The organism is Symbiopectobacterium sp., assembly GCF_047692315.1.
GTDB lineage: Bacteria > Pseudomonadota > Gammaproteobacteria > Enterobacterales > Enterobacteriaceae > Symbiopectobacterium.
In genome coordinates, this window is record NZ_JBLLJS010000005.1 from 1 (window position 1) to 13,862 (window position 13,862).

Sequence of the window (13,862 nt, forward strand, 5' to 3'; positions counted from 1 at the left end):
CGATCGAAGCGGGGATTGCAGACTACTGGTACAAGTATGTCGGCCTGAACGGCGCGATTGTGGGCATGACCAGCTTCGGCGAGTCGGCTCCGGCGGAAAAACTGTTCGAGGTGTTTGGCTTTACGGTTGATAACGTGGTGGCAAAAGCCAGCGCGTTGCTGAAATAAGCCACCGCGTTTAACAGTGTAAAACGGCGTCTGATAGACGCCGTTTTTTTATGCCTGATTCGCTTCCCCAGTTGCCAAGAGATATGGGCGGCAGTGCGACACAGGGGATCGATAATCCACTGTAACTTTGCCGGATCGATATCTAACACCGTGCCAACGGCACTGATGGCGGCAATGACCTGCCCGCTGCTGTCGGTAATCGAGGCGGCCTGACGATATCTTCTTCGTTATCAAACGCCCATCCTTGCTGACGCACACTGATCAGATGCTGGCGATAGGCTTCTGGCGTTGTGAGTGTGCTGGCGGTTTTCGTTTGCCAGCTTATATGACTGAGCTTTTTTTCCAAAGCCTTTTCGTCATCGTCACCTCCATTGACCGCACACACCATCACTATATTGTGCGTGCTATGGAGCTGGGTTGTGATGTTATCAGTGAAAAGCCCATGACCATCGATGAAGAGAAAAAGCAATTTAATTACACGCCGGAGCAGTGGCTGGAATTCTTCGGTTTGTATAAAAAACTGGTGGATAACCACGTTATCCCTTCCATGAAGTATTTTACCGCATTTGGTAAAGCCAACGCCTGGGAGATCCGCCCGTGGCTGGAAGGCAAACTGGGTGGAACCTATATCTGGACGACGGAAGGCACCTATGCTGATAGCCTCAAAGCGCCGTCACAGCTGGTTCTTGGACGGACCGTATCCAATGTTGCCAGGTGCTAAAGACTCCGGTTTGCTCTTTAAACCCTCACAGATTTTCTCTATCGGGAACAGCACCAAGCACCCAGAAGAAGCAGCCAAGTTTATTAACTTTATGCTTAACGATCCTGCCGGTATCAAAACCATGGGGCCGCAACGCGGCATCCCTCTCAGCAAAATCGCCGTAGCGACGCTGGAAAAGAGGGCATATTGAAAAGCGGTGATATTCAAGCTTAGTCATTGGAGCAAGTGAATAAACTGACCGGCGATGTAAAAGTCTCACCTTATTTTGAGAACCAAAAGCTGCTGTCCGTATTCCTGGATTATCTCCAACAATATGATTGCGGCAAAATGTCTATCGAAGACGTCGCTACGAGTTTCCCGAAAGCCGGTGAACGTGTACTGAAAAGAATCATCTGATCAAGTTTGATAATATTTGACAGAAAACGCTGATTTTCTGCAAAAAATAAATAGCGCCGGGTGAATGCCACACTCACATCCGGCGATAAGAATGTCTTTTTTATTTGTTACGCACGTTCCCGTTGATATGAGTCAATCAGCGGGGATATTCAACACCAGGGTTTTTATTTGTGAAGGGGTAAATAAATTTACCCTCTCGCATCTCAACAGGTAAGTACCCATGAATGAAAACAAGCTATTGGTACTGGCCTATGTCTCACCCTATATTATAGGGCTGTTGATATTTACGGCATTCCCCTTTGTCTCATCGTTTGTACTGAGCTTTACTGAATATGATTTAATGAATCCGCCGGTATTTAACGGGGTGGAAAACTACCGTTATATGCTGACGGAAGACGCATTGTTCTGGAAATCCATGGGCGTGACCTTTGCCTATGTCTTTCTGACCATTCCATTGTAGAAGCTGGCGTTTGCATTAGGCATTGCGTTCATCCTCAACTTCAACCATCGTGGCCTACGGTTTTGCCCGCTTTGACCGTGGAAGAAATTCTGGTTTGCCACGCTGATTACCACCATGTTGCTGCCCAGTACCGTGTTGTTGATTCCGCAATACATCATGTTCCGTGAAATGGGCATGCTGAACAGTTACATGCCGCTGTATATTCCGTTGGCCTTTGCAACGCAGGGGTTCTTCGTATTCATGCTGATCCAGTTCCTGCGCGGTGTACCGCGTGACATGGAAGAAGCGGCGCAGATCGATGGCTGCAACTCCTTTCAGGTGCTGTGGTATGTGGTAGTACCGATCCTCAAACCGGCCATTATTTCTGTGGCCCTGTTCCAGTTCATGTGGTCCATAAACGATTTTATCGGTCCACTTATCTACGTCTACAGCGTAGATAAGTATCCGATAGCACTGGCACTGAAAATGTCCATCGACGTGACGGAAGGCGCGCCGTGGAATGAAATTCTGGCGATGGCGAGTATCTCTATTCTGCCGCCCATCATTATTTTCTTCTTTGCTCAACGCTACTTCGTACAGGGCGTCACCAGCAGCGGAATTAAAGGTTAATTGAGGATTTATCATGGCTGAAGTTACGTTTAACAAACTGGAGAAAGTTTACTCCAACGGTTTCAAAGCGGTTCACGGTATCGACCTGACCATCAAAGACGGTGAGTTCATGGTTATCGTCGGGCCATCGGGCTGTGCGAAATCCACCACCCTGCGTATGTTGGCGGGTCTGGAGACAATTAGCGGCGGTGAAGTCCGTATCGGTGAGCGCATCGTGAATAATCTGGTGCCGAAAGATCGCGGTATCGCGATGGTGTTCCAGCCAGAACTATGCGCTCTACCCACATATGACGGTGCGCGAGAACCTGGCATTCGGTCTGAAACTGGCGAAATTGCCGAAAGAGAAGATCGACGAGCAGGTTAACGAAGCGGCCAAGATTCTTGAACTTGAAGAGTTGATGGACCGTCTGCCGCGCCAGTTATCCGGTGGTCAGGCGCAGCGTGTCGCAGTCGGTCGCGCCATCGTGAAAAAACCGGATGTGTTCCTGTTTGATGAACCCTTATCCAACCTGGACGCCAAACTGCGTGCCTCCATGCGTATCCGTATCTCTGATCTGCACAAGCAGTCGAAGAAAAGCGGCAAACCCGCGACCAGCGTGTACGTTACCCATGACCAGACCGAAGCCATGACCATGGGTGACCGTATCTGCGTGATGAAGCTGGGCCACATCATGCAGGTCGATACGCCGGATAACCTCTATCACTACCCGAAAAACATGTTCGTAGCAGGCTTTATCGGCGCGCCGGAAATGAACATCAAACCGAGCAAGCTGGTGGAGCGGGACGGGCAGGTGGCATTGGCTGTCGGAAATTCTACATTGGCGCTTAATGCATCGCAGCAGGATAACGTTAGAGCCTATCTCGGTCAGGATGTGTTTTTTGGTGTGCGCCCAGAGTATGTCAGCGTTTCATTAACACAGTTTGTCGAAAACCATTCTCAGGGCGAATTGATTCGCGTGGAGAATATGGGCCACGAATTCTTTATGTATTTAAAGGTGGATAATTTTGAACTGACCTGCCGTATGCCTTCGGATCAGGCCAGAGTGATTATCGCCAACGCTATGCATAAGACGGTCTATTTCCAGTTTGATATGGATAAGTGCCATATCTTTGATGCAAAAACGGAACGAAATATTTCTCTGGCGTAGTCATATTTCCTCAAATACCGATGGCTTAACAGCATCACAAAGCCATCGGCAGGATAATGGTTTTTCGGTTGTATTTTTGGGTAAGGCATACGGGTTATTAAGGAGTTCCCATCATGTCGCTTAACGTTATCTTTAATAGCGCAGATCCCGGTATCTACAATATCAAGACGCATGCAGAAGGTCCGGCTGGGGCACTGCCGTTAACACCAGAAATGCTGGTGGATTCACCGAGCGGGAATATTTTTTGCTTAACGCTCAACGCGGGAATGGGGTGGGATCCAAACCGACTGCTCGGCACCGAAGTGTTGATCCTTGGCACGCAAGGAGGTATTCGCGCAGAGGATGGCCGCCCCATTGCGTTGGGATACCATACCGGGCACTGGGAAATCGGCTTGCAGATGCGCGCTGCCGCAGAAACCATCGCCAAAGAGAATGGCGTGCCGTTTGCCGCTTATGTCAGCGATCCCTGTGATGGTCGTTCGCAAGGGACAACCGGCATGTTTGACTCCTTGCCCTACCGTAATGATGCGGCCATGGTCTTTCGGCGGTTGATTCGCTCTTTGCCCACCCGTAAAGCCGTGATTGGTGTAGCGATCTGTGACAAAGGGTTGCCTGCGATGATGATCGCGCTGGCGGCGACGCACCATTTACCGACCATCATCGTTCCCGGTGGCGCAACGTTGCCGCCGACGCACGGTGAGGATGCCGGTAAAATTCAGACGATTGGTGCCCGTTTTGCCAATCATGAACTGAGCCTGAAAGAGGCCGCCGAACTGGGCTGCCGGGCTTGCGCCTCTCCGGGGGGGGCGGCTGTCAGTTCCTTGGTACTGCGGGGATGTCGCAGGTGGTGGCAGAAGGATTAGGGCTGGCATTGCTCCATTCTGCACTGGCGCCATCCGGCGGGCAGGAAGTGTGGCTGGACATCGCCAGACAGTCTGCCAGAGCAGCGCTGCTGATGCAGCTCAAAGGGTTAACCACCAAGGACATTATTACCGACAAAGCTATTGAGAATGCGATGACGGTACACGCAGCCTTTGGCGGCTCAACCAACCTGTTGTTGCATATTCCTGCGATTGCCCATGCAGCGGGCTGCAAAACACCGACCGTTGAGCAGTGGATGGCAATCAACCGCAAAGTACCGCGACTGGTCAGTGTGTTGCCCAATGGACCGGACTACCATCCTACCGTTCGGGCCTTTATGGCCGGTGGCGTACCGGAAGTGATGCTGCATCTGCGCAAACTCGGGTTGCTGCATGAGGATGTGCTAACGGTGACGGGCGAAACCCTGGGCGATAATCTCGATGTGTGGGAACGCTCTGAACGTCGACGCCGTTTCCGCGAATTGCTGGTGGAATGCGATGGTGTCCAGCCTGATGAAGTGATCATGAGCCCAGAGCAAGCCAAGGCGCGCGGTTTGACCTCCACCATTACCTCCCCCTCCGGTAACATTGCCCCGGAAGGTTCCGTGATTAAATCGACGGCGATCGATGCCTCGGTGGTGGATGAGCAGGGCATTTACCGTCACACCGGCAAGGCTAAAGTATTTACCTCAGAAAAGGCGGGGATCAGTGCCATCAAGCAGGGGGCGATTCAGGCGGGTGACATGATGGTGGTTATTGGCGGCGGGCCGTCGGGAACCGGGATGGAAGAGACCTACCAGCTCACGTCAGCGCTGAAACATCTCTCTGTTATGGCAAATATGTTTCTCTGCTGACTGATGCGCGTTTCTCTGGCGTGTCGACCGGTGCCTGTATCGGTCATATCGGGCCGGAAGCCTTGGCGGGGGGCCGATTGGCAAGCTGCGCGATGGCGACATCATTGAAATGATCATTGACCGGAATCAGCTGGTCGGCTCCATTAATTTTATTGGTACAGAAGGGCATCCGCTATCTCCCGAAGAAGGTGCCGCCGTGCTGGCGAGACGCCCGGTACATCCTGAATTACGGGCGCATCCAGACTTACCCGATGACACTCGTTTGTGGGCCGCTTTGCAGGCTGCCAGTGGGGGAACCAGGAAGGGCTGCATTTACGACACCGATAAGATTCTTGAAGTTATCAATGCTGGTCTGAAAGCGTTAGAAGAAAATAACAGTAATTGATTTTGGTTTTAATTCGGGCGGCCTGCTGCGCGCCCACCTCCATTATAGCGATAATATTATTTTCCACATACGGAAAAAGGTGGTGACTTATGTTTAAAACACTTGCGGGTGTTATTCCTCCGGTTCCAACAATTCTTGATGAAAAAGGTCAATTTGATCCGGAAGGTATGGGAATATTAATTGAAAGATTAATTGACTCTGCCATAAACAGTTTTTTATTTTTGGGGAGTGCGGGAGAGTTTGCCAATTTCTCCCAGGAGCAGCGCAAAGCGATTGCTGAATTTTGCGTAGAAAAAGTGAATGGGCGCAAACCGGTTATTATCGGTACGGCATCCTGTTCCACGGCAGAGGCTATTGCATTAACGCAACACGCGTCAGATATTGGCGCTGATGCGGTGATGATTGTGAATCCTTATTACGCGCTGATGTCTGATGAACGCCTTTATAATCACTATAAGTCTATTGCTGATGCTGTGGCTATTCCGCAACTGTTATATAACTTCCCGGTATTGACCGGACAGAATCTTTCTGTCGAATTGATCGGTCGCCTGGCTGACAATTGCGCCAATATTGTGGGTATCAAAGATACTGTCGATTGCATGAGCCATATTCGTCAGGTGATTACGGAAGTGAAAGGCCGTCATCCTAATTTTCTGGTTTTTTGCGGGTTTGATGAGTATGCTATCGATACGCTGTTGCTCGGCGGCGATGGCGTGATCCCAGCCACCTCCAATTTTGCACTGGAAATTACCTGTGGCATCTATCAAGCATTTCTGGCCAAAGATATGGTTGCGGTGCAAGCGCTGTTGCGCCGTCTGGCCGTGTTGTCGAAGATCTACACCCTCGAAGTTCCATTTACCGGCCTGATAAAAGAAGCGATTCATCTTACCGGCTCACTGATTTCGGCTGCTGTGTCTGCACCTGCGACGCCGCCCAGCCCAGAAATGAAACAGCAGCTGCGTGAGGTCGATATCGCTATTGGGGAATAGCCTCCCCGCGTTACAGAGACGTTGCCGTTAAGCGCGTCTCTGTAGCCCAACATTCAGGAAGAGACACATGCTGGATAAATCAGTCATTACCGGGAAACTCGCCGCGCTGTATCAGGAGATCATCGCCATCCGTGAGGATGACGCTTATCTCAAATCGATTGGTGCCTATGGTTCGGATATGTAGATTGAACTGTGGGACTGGTCACAAGGGGTGGGGTTATATGGCATTTGGCGCTTGTACGAAGCGACCGGGGATCAAACCTATGTCGACTACCTGAGCGCCTGGTTTGAACGCCATCAGGCAGAGGCGGCAGTAAAAAATGTCAACCACGTTGCGCCGATGCTGACGTTAGTGTCGCTGTTGAAACAACAGGAAAATGCAAAGTGGCGCGCGTTGGTGAATGAATACGGCGAGTGGATTGAGCAAGGGCTGTTGCGTACCGAAATGGGCGGGTTCGCCCACACCACTGCTACGCGTAATAATGAAGGGCAACTGTGGGTCGATACCCTGTTTATGGACGGCTTGTTCCACGTTAAGGCCGGGCAACTTCTCAACAAGCCCGCCTATTGCGAAGAGGTCATCTACCAGTTCTTGCTGCATACGCAATTTTTAAGCGATCCTGTTAGCGGTCTGTGGCGGCACGGCTGGCACTTCACAGAAAAACACCACTTTGCCGGTGCGTTATGGGGGCGGGGCAATGGCTGGGCGGCGATCGCCTACGCCTTTCTGAAAGGGTATCGGTTAGGCATTCTGGATAGCCGCTTTGCCGATGCGGGCATTAAAGCCATTGATGCATTGCTGGCGCGCATCGATCAGCAGGGGCAGTTGGCAGAAGTCTCTTCCGGCACGCCGGTGTTTATGACGTTGCCAGAATATACCGATGTGCCCATTCGCCAACGCTCCTATGGGCAATCATTAACGATGTTGGCATTGGCTGAGATGCTGCGCCATCCCGCTCTCCTGCGCGTAGATCCTGCCTGATAAACACCTCGGCATGGCAAAATGCGATTTCTTGCCATGCCGATACCGCATTTTCTTTGAACTACGTCACTGTTCTGCAAGCGCTCTGGTAGAGATATTTCCTTTGCTGAAAATTTGCATTATGCTAGCTGAATCGTTTAATTTGGCGTAATTAAGGCGATTGATCCCGAATAGCGGCGAATTTATCCCGCAGATGGATTGCTAAGGGCAGGGGCGTTGCCCGAGAATAGTCTTACGTAACGGTTTATTCCAGTGTTGGTACTGATTATTCTATACAGCTTACCTATTCGAGTGTTCAGCTTGATACAGAGAATGAGATGACAATTCGTATTGCGATAAACGGTTTTGGCCGTATTGGCCGAAGCGTGTTACGGGCACTGTACGAATCCGGGCGCCGGGCTGATATTAGCGTGGTGGCAATTAACGAGCTGGCGAGCGCAGAAGGCATGGCGCACCTGCTGAAATATGACACCAGCCATGGACGTTTTGCCTGGGATGTGCGCCAGGAGTGCGATCAGCTCTACGTGGGCGATGACACCATTCTGCTGCTGCACCAGCGTGAGATCGAGGGGCTGCCTTGGCGAGAACTAGGCGTGGACGTGGTGCTGGATTGCAGCGGTGTGTATGGCAGTCGTGCGCACGGCGAGGCGCATCTGGCCGCCGGTGCCAAGAAAGTGCTGTTTTCTCATCCCGGTGCCAACGATATCGATGCCACTATCGTGTTTGGCGTTAACCACGAGACGTTGCAGCCAGAACACCACATTGTGTCTAACGCCTCCTGTACCACCAACTGCATTATCCCCATTATTAAATTGCTGGATGAATCGTTCGGTATTGAAAGCGGCACGGTCACCACGATTCACTCTTCGATGAACGATCAACCGGTGATCGACGCCTACCACAGCGATTTGCGCCGTACCCGTGCAGCCAGCCAGTCCATCATTCCGGTGGATACCAAACTGGCGGCAGGCATTACGCGTATCTTTCCGCAGTTCACTAACCGTTTTGAGGCGATTTCAGTGCGTGTGCCAACGATTAACGTCACCGCGATTGATTTGAGCGTAACGGTAAGGCAAGCGGTAAATATTAATGAAATCAATGCGATTTTTCAAAATTCAGCGCATGGAGCATTTCGTGGTATAGTTGACTATACGGAATTACCTTTAGTTTCAGCCGATTTTAATCACGATTCGCACAGTGCTATTGTAGACGGTACGCAGACGCGGGTCAGTGGATCGCACCTGATAAAGACGCTGGTCTGGTGCGATAACGAATGGGGTTTCGCCAATCGCATGTTGGATACCATCCGAGCGATGGTGGCCTGTGGCTTTTAGTTATATGTAATTGAATTATCAGGGATTTTAATCTCGATCACACAACTTTATAAGAGAATCAACAAGAGGATTCACCATGCCTGTAATTAAGATGACCGATCTGGATCTGGCTGGTAAACGCGTACTGATCCGTGCGGATCTGAACGTGCCGGTAAAAGAAGGTAAAGTGACGTCTGATGCGCGTATCCGTGCGTCGTTGCCGACCATTGAAATCGCCCTGAAACAAGGCGCGCGTGTCATGGTGACTTCCCACCTGGGACGCCCGACCGAAGGGGAATACAACGAAGAATTCTCCCTGCTGCCGGTAGTTAACTATCTGAAAGAAAAAATTTCTTCTCCAGTGCGTCTGGCGAAGGATTATCTGGATGGCGTTGATGTTACCGAAGGTGAACTGGTGGTTCTGGAAAACGTTCGCTTCAACAAGGGCGAGAAGAAAGACAACGAAGTGCTGTCGAAGAAATACGCTGCGCTGTGTGACGTGTTCGTGATGGACGCGTTTGGTACAGCACACCGTGCGCAAGCGTCTACCCACGGTGTTGGCAAGTTTTCTGATATCGCGTGTGCAGGCCCGCTGTTGGCAGATGAGCTGGAAGCACTGGGTAAAGCGCTGAGCAATCCTGCACGTCCGATGGTGGCTATTGTTGGTGGTTCCAAAGTGTCCACCAAGCTGACCGTGCTGGACTCGCTGTCCAAAATCGCTGACCAACTGATTGTCGGCGGCGGCATTGCCAACACCTTTGTTGCTGCACAGGGCCACAATGTCGGCAAATCCCTGTATGAAGCGGATCTGATCCCTGAAGCGAAAAAACTGCTGGAAACCTGCGATATTCCGGTTCCGAGCGATGTGCGTGTGGCAACGGAATTCTCCGAAACCGCAACCTTGAAGTCTGTTACTGCCATCAAAGATGATGAACAGATTCTGGACTTGGGTGATGTGTCTGCAGAGCGCCTGGCTGACATTCTGAAAAATGCCAAGACCATTCTGTGGAACGGCCCGGTTGGCGTGTTCGAATTCCCGAACTTCCGCAAAGGGACTGAAATCATCGCTCAGGCGATTGCAGACAGCGACGCGTTCTCCATCGCTGGTGGTGGCGACACGCTGGCAGCGATTGATCTGTTCGGCATTGCAGACAAGATTTCTTATATTTCTACCGGCGGTGGTGCCTTCCTGGAATTCGTTGAAGGGAAAAAACTGCCTGCGGTAGTCATGCTGGAAGGGCGTGCTAAGCAGTAATGCCGCTTTGCCGGGGGTGTCACCCGGCAGCCCGTTGCCTGCTCATCGAGTGGGCAGCGGTGGGTTCGGGCGCTGTGCGTCCGGCCCGTAATCATTATCTCAACCCTCCACGGCCAACGAGACGGGACACGTAACATGTCTAAAATTTTTGATTTCGTAAAACCTGGTGTCATCACTGGCGATGACGTTCAGAAAGTTTTCGCAGTAGCAAAGGAAAATGGCTTTGCTCTGCCCGCAGTCAACTGCGTCGGTACCGACTCCGTCAATGTGGTGCTGGAAGCGGCAGCGAAAGTTCGCGCACCGGTTATCGTTCAGTTCTCTAACGGGGGGGCCGCGTTCACAGCGGGTAAAGGCCTGAAAGCGGAAGGCCAGAAAGCTGCTATCCTCGGTGCCATCTCTGGCGCACAACACGTTCACCTGATGGCTGAGCACTACGGCATTCCGGTCATTCTGCACACTGACCACTGCGCCAAAAAACTGCTGCCCTGGTTGGATGGCCTGCTGGAAGCCGGCGAAAAACACTTTGCTGCAACCGGCAAACCGCTGTTCTCCTCCCACATGATCGACCTGTCGGAAGAGTCTCTGGAAGAAAACATCGAGATTTGCAGCGAATACCTCAAGCGCATGGCAAAAATCAACATGACTCTGGAAATCGAACTGGGTTGCACCGGTGGTGAAGAAGATGGCGTGGACAACAGCCACCTTGATAACTCTGCACTTTACACCCAGCCGGAAGATGTGGCTTATGCCTATGAAAAACTGCACGCCATCAGTCCGCGTTTCACCATCGCGGCGTCGTTCGGCAACGTGCATGGCGTTTACAAGCCGGGTAACGTGCAACTGATGCCGAAAATCCTGCACAACTCGCAGGAATATGTTTCCAAAAAATTCAACCTGCCGCACAACAGCCTGGACTTCGTGTTCCACGGCGGTTCCGGCTCCACGGCGGAAGAGATTGCTGAAGCCGTTAGCTACGGTGTGGTAAAAATGAACATCGACACCGACACCCAATGGGCAACCTGGGAAGGCGTGTTGGCATACTACAAGAAAAACGAAGGCTACCTGCAAGGGCAATTGGGTAACCCGGAAGGCGCAGACAAGCCGAACAAGAAGTACTACGATCCGCGCGTTTGGCTGCGTGCTGGCCAGGCAACAATGGTTGCGCGTTTAGAAAAAGCGTTTAAAGAACTGAACGCAATCGACGTACTGTAATCTATATTAATAAGTGCATTGCCAAACAATGCATGAAAATAAGAGGCTCCTTTTATCAGGAGCCTTAATTTTTTCTGGCCTGCTTCAAGGGCTATTTTGGGTGTGAACGATCCCTTTCAAAGGGAGAAATGCAAAAAATGGGAGAGTGCGAAGAACTGGATGTAACCGAAAGTCTGAGCCGTATGGGGCGTCAACAACGAAGCGCTGCTGTTGCAATATGCGGTAAACGTGGTGGCTGCCATTATCATTTTGCTTATCGGCCTGCTGGTGGCGCGTGTGGTATCGAATGGCATCAGTAAAGTGATGGTGGCGCGGGGAATTGATACCACCGTGGCGGATTTCCTCGCCGCACTGGTGCGTTACGGCATTATTGCCTTTACGTTGATTGCGGTATTGAGCCGCGTTGGAGTACAAACGGCATCGGTGATTGCCGTGCTCGGTGCTGCGGGTTTGGCCGTTGGCCTCGCGTTGCAAGGATCGCTGTCAAACTTCGCGGCGGGCGTGTTGCTGGTGATGTTCCGCCCGTTCCGTACGGGGGAATCCGTCGATCTGGGCGGCGTTGCGGGGGTTGTTACTCAGGTCAGATTTTCTCGACCACACTGCGTACCGGTGATGGCAAGGTGATTGTGGTACCAAACGGTAAAATCATCGCAGGCAATATCATCAATAGCAGCCGTGAGCCGGATCGCCGTGTAGAGTTGATCGTGGGCGTTGCCTATGATGCAGATATTGATCAGGTAAAAACCCTTCTGGGTGATATTGTTGCCGCAGATGCGCGTATTCAGCATGACAAAGGCGTCACTATTCGCCTGAACGAGATGGCTGCGTCTTCACTCAACTTTGTTGTCTGGGTCTGGACCACCAACGGTAACGCGCAAGCGGTATACTGGGATCTGCTGGAAAACCCCAAACGCGCGCTGGATGCCCATCACATCGGTATCCCCTATCCGCAAATGGATGTGCATTTGCATCAAAGCAAGCCTGCATCAACTCACGAGTAATTTTCGTTAATCCTCTTTAGGCATCCGGTGCTAAGCGCACGGATGCCTAAACGCTTACGTGATGAATCAGGGGATTCGGCGTCAGTATCATCTGATGATTGCCCTGTTGTGCGCATTGAGCGATGTCATCTTGATCTGTGCCGGTATCTTTGGCGGCAGTGCGTTGCTGAGCCAGTCATCGCTACTGCTGTCACTGATCACCTGGGGAGGCGTTGCTTTTCTGTTTTGGTACGGTTGGGGCGCGTTCAAAGTGGTCTTCAACCGCTAGCTTAGCGTGGTGAGCGTTGAGATTGCGCGGCAAAGCCGCTGGCGCGTTATCGCCACTGTATTGGCAGTTGACCTGGCTGAATCCGCATGTCTATTTGGATACTTTCGTGGTACAGGGCAGCATTGGCGGACAGATGGCGCCCGATGCGCGCAGTTGGTTTGCATTGGGCTCCATTACTGCTTCATTCCTGTGGTTCTTTGCATTGGCGTTGCTGGCGTCCTGGCTGGCCCCGTGGTTGAACACGCCCAAAGCGCAGCACGTGATTAATGCCTTTGTTGGGATAATCATGTGGAGTATTGCGCTGCAACTCGCACATTCTGGCATGCAATAGTGCTGTAACTTGACGTTTTTTTACGGTATTCCGGAATTCACCTATATTTAAGCCAACCTAGCCTGTGCACTATGCTTACCTATGACAGTATGCAGATCCACAGCACAGGCGCGTAGCCGTAATCTTGGCGTGCAACGGCGCAATATCAAATGGAATCAGGAGAAACGACACTGTGAAGCTAAAAAGCACTGGCGATAGCCGCCCTGTTAGGATTAGGTACGCTTCCGTTGTCCGGGCAGGCCGCTGAATTGCCGAACGGACCGCACATTGTGACATCTGGCAAAGCGAGCGTAGATGCCACTCCGGATATAGCGAATCTGGCGATTGAGGTCAGCGTTTCATCGAAAGACGTGGCTGATGCCAAGAAGCAAGTGGACGATCGTGTAGCGCAATATTTCGCCTATCTGGAAAAACACGGTATTGAAAGAAAAGACATCAGCGCAGCAAACCTGCGCACCCATCCTGAATACGATTTTCTGAAAGATGGTCGCTCTGAACTGAAAGGGTATCGCGCGGTGCGTCAGGTGGCGGTAACGGTACGCCAACTGGATCAGCTAAACGCGTTGCTGGACGGTGCGCTGCGCGCTGGGTTGACGGAAATCCGTGGCGTGGAGCTTGGGGTTGCCAACCCGGAAGCCTATCGCGATCAGGCTCGTCAGCGGGCGATAGAAACGGCGACCAGCCAGGCAAAAGCACTGGCAACCGGATTCAACGCCAAGCTAGGGCCGATTTACAGCATCCGCTACCAGGTTGCCAACTATCAGCCGGTTCCCATGGCCCGTATGTTTAAAGCGGCGGGCGTCGCCGCAGAGGCTGGTGTGGCGCAGACTTACGAACAGCAAAGCATCCAGTTTGACGATCAGGTTGACGTGGTGTTCGAGCTGCAACCCAATCAGTAACGCCTTTTTGAA

10 protein-coding genes and 7 pseudogenes are annotated in these 13,862 nt (G+C 51.7%); 16 read left to right on the forward strand and 1 reads right to left on the reverse strand.

The window, feature by feature from the left end; all coding sequences use genetic code 11:
• A partial coding sequence (locus ACMZI0_RS01550) for a transketolase-like TK C-terminal-containing protein (protein ID WP_415671788.1) occupies nucleotides 1-167 on the forward strand: 167 nt, incomplete at its 5' end.
• A 142-nt stretch (nucleotides 168-309) separates the two neighbouring features.
• Here ACMZI0_RS01550 and ACMZI0_RS01555 read toward each other — a convergent pair.
• The gene (locus ACMZI0_RS01555) at nucleotides 310-555 is read right to left on the reverse strand and encodes an IclR family transcriptional regulator C-terminal domain-containing protein (protein ID WP_415671789.1); all 246 of its coding nucleotides are present in this window, start codon (nucleotides 553-555) and stop codon (nucleotides 310-312) included.
• Here ACMZI0_RS01555 and ACMZI0_RS01560 point away from each other — a divergent pair.
• From ACMZI0_RS01560 to ACMZI0_RS01630, 15 genes and pseudogenes are all read left to right on the forward strand, one after another.
• Nucleotides 523-636 (forward strand): annotated as a pseudogene (locus tag ACMZI0_RS01560) (Gfo/Idh/MocA family oxidoreductase); the annotation flags it as partial. The gene ACMZI0_RS01555 and the pseudogene ACMZI0_RS01560 overlap by 33 nt on opposite strands.
• A gap of 235 nt (nucleotides 637-871) precedes the next feature.
• Complete coding sequence (locus ACMZI0_RS01565) at nucleotides 872-1,078, forward strand: hypothetical protein (protein WP_415671698.1); 207 nt, start codon at nucleotides 872-874, stop codon at nucleotides 1,076-1,078.
• Between the two features lie 35 nt (nucleotides 1,079-1,113).
• Entirely contained in the window at nucleotides 1,114-1,284 is a 171-nt protein-coding gene (locus tag ACMZI0_RS01570; protein WP_415671699.1) for a hypothetical protein, read from the forward strand.
• Nucleotides 1,285-1,504: 220 nt separating this feature from the next.
• Nucleotides 1,505-1,807, forward strand: a pseudogene (locus tag ACMZI0_RS01575) (sugar ABC transporter permease); the annotation flags it as partial.
• Nucleotides 1,782-2,353, forward strand: a pseudogene (locus ACMZI0_RS01580) (carbohydrate ABC transporter permease); the annotation flags it as partial. The pseudogenes ACMZI0_RS01575 and ACMZI0_RS01580, both read left to right, overlap by 26 nt.
• A gap of 13 nt (nucleotides 2,354-2,366) precedes the next feature.
• Nucleotides 2,367-3,501, forward strand: a pseudogene (locus tag ACMZI0_RS01585) (ABC transporter ATP-binding protein).
• 113 nt (nucleotides 3,502-3,614) lie between these two features.
• Nucleotides 3,615-5,600 (forward strand): annotated as a pseudogene (locus ACMZI0_RS01590) (YjhG/YagF family D-xylonate dehydratase).
• Nucleotides 5,601-5,689: 89 nt separating this feature from the next.
• Nucleotides 5,690-6,589, forward strand: a complete 900-nt coding sequence (locus ACMZI0_RS01595; RefSeq protein ID WP_415671700.1) for a dihydrodipicolinate synthase family protein — start codon at nucleotides 5,690-5,692, stop codon at nucleotides 6,587-6,589.
• Between the two features lie 190 nt (nucleotides 6,590-6,779).
• Complete coding sequence (locus ACMZI0_RS01600; RefSeq protein WP_415671790.1) at nucleotides 6,780-7,571, forward strand: glycoside hydrolase family 88 protein; 792 nt, start codon at nucleotides 6,780-6,782, stop codon at nucleotides 7,569-7,571.
• A gap of 317 nt (nucleotides 7,572-7,888) precedes the next feature.
• On the forward strand, nucleotides 7,889-8,905 hold the full coding sequence (gene epd, locus ACMZI0_RS01605) for an erythrose-4-phosphate dehydrogenase (RefSeq protein WP_415671701.1): 1,017 nt from the start codon (nucleotides 7,889-7,891) through the stop codon (nucleotides 8,903-8,905).
• Between the two features lie 76 nt (nucleotides 8,906-8,981).
• Nucleotides 8,982-10,139 (forward strand): phosphoglycerate kinase, encoded by a 1,158-nt coding sequence (pgk, locus tag ACMZI0_RS01610; protein WP_415671702.1) that lies wholly within the window; start codon nucleotides 8,982-8,984, stop codon nucleotides 10,137-10,139.
• A 135-nt stretch (nucleotides 10,140-10,274) separates the two neighbouring features.
• Entirely contained in the window at nucleotides 10,275-11,351 is a 1,077-nt protein-coding gene (gene fbaA / locus ACMZI0_RS01615; RefSeq protein ID WP_415671703.1) for a class II fructose-bisphosphate aldolase, read from the forward strand.
• A 137-nt stretch (nucleotides 11,352-11,488) separates the two neighbouring features.
• Nucleotides 11,489-12,352: pseudogene (mscS, locus tag ACMZI0_RS01620) on the forward strand (small-conductance mechanosensitive channel MscS).
• Between the two features lie 40 nt (nucleotides 12,353-12,392).
• Nucleotides 12,393-12,951: pseudogene (gene argO / locus ACMZI0_RS01625) on the forward strand (arginine exporter ArgO); the annotation flags it as partial.
• A 188-nt stretch (nucleotides 12,952-13,139) separates the two neighbouring features.
• A complete protein-coding gene (locus tag ACMZI0_RS01630; RefSeq protein WP_415671791.1) occupies nucleotides 13,140-13,850 on the forward strand; it encodes an oxidative stress defense protein in 711 nt (236 codons plus the stop codon).
• The last annotated feature ends 12 nt before the right edge of the window (nucleotides 13,851-13,862 follow it).

Bases quoted from the DNA above. Each gene is read 5' to 3' on its own strand.
- fbaA (WP_415671703.1), top strand. From the start codon at position 10,275: ATGTCTAAAATTTTTGATTTCGTAAAACCTGGTGTCATCACTGGCGAT.
- ACMZI0_RS01595 (WP_415671700.1), top strand. From the start codon at position 5,690: ATGTTTAAAACACTTGCGGGTGTTATTCCTCCGGTTCCAACAATTCTT.
- ACMZI0_RS01565 (WP_415671698.1), top strand. From the start codon at position 872: ATGTTGCCAGGTGCTAAAGACTCCGGTTTGCTCTTTAAACCCTCACAG.
- pgk (WP_415671702.1), top strand. From the start codon at position 8,982: ATGCCTGTAATTAAGATGACCGATCTGGATCTGGCTGGTAAACGCGTA.
- ACMZI0_RS01555 (WP_415671789.1), bottom strand. From the start codon at position 555: ATGGTGTGTGCGGTCAATGGAGGTGACGATGACGAAAAGGCTTTGGAA.
- epd (WP_415671701.1), top strand. From the start codon at position 7,889: ATGACAATTCGTATTGCGATAAACGGTTTTGGCCGTATTGGCCGAAGC.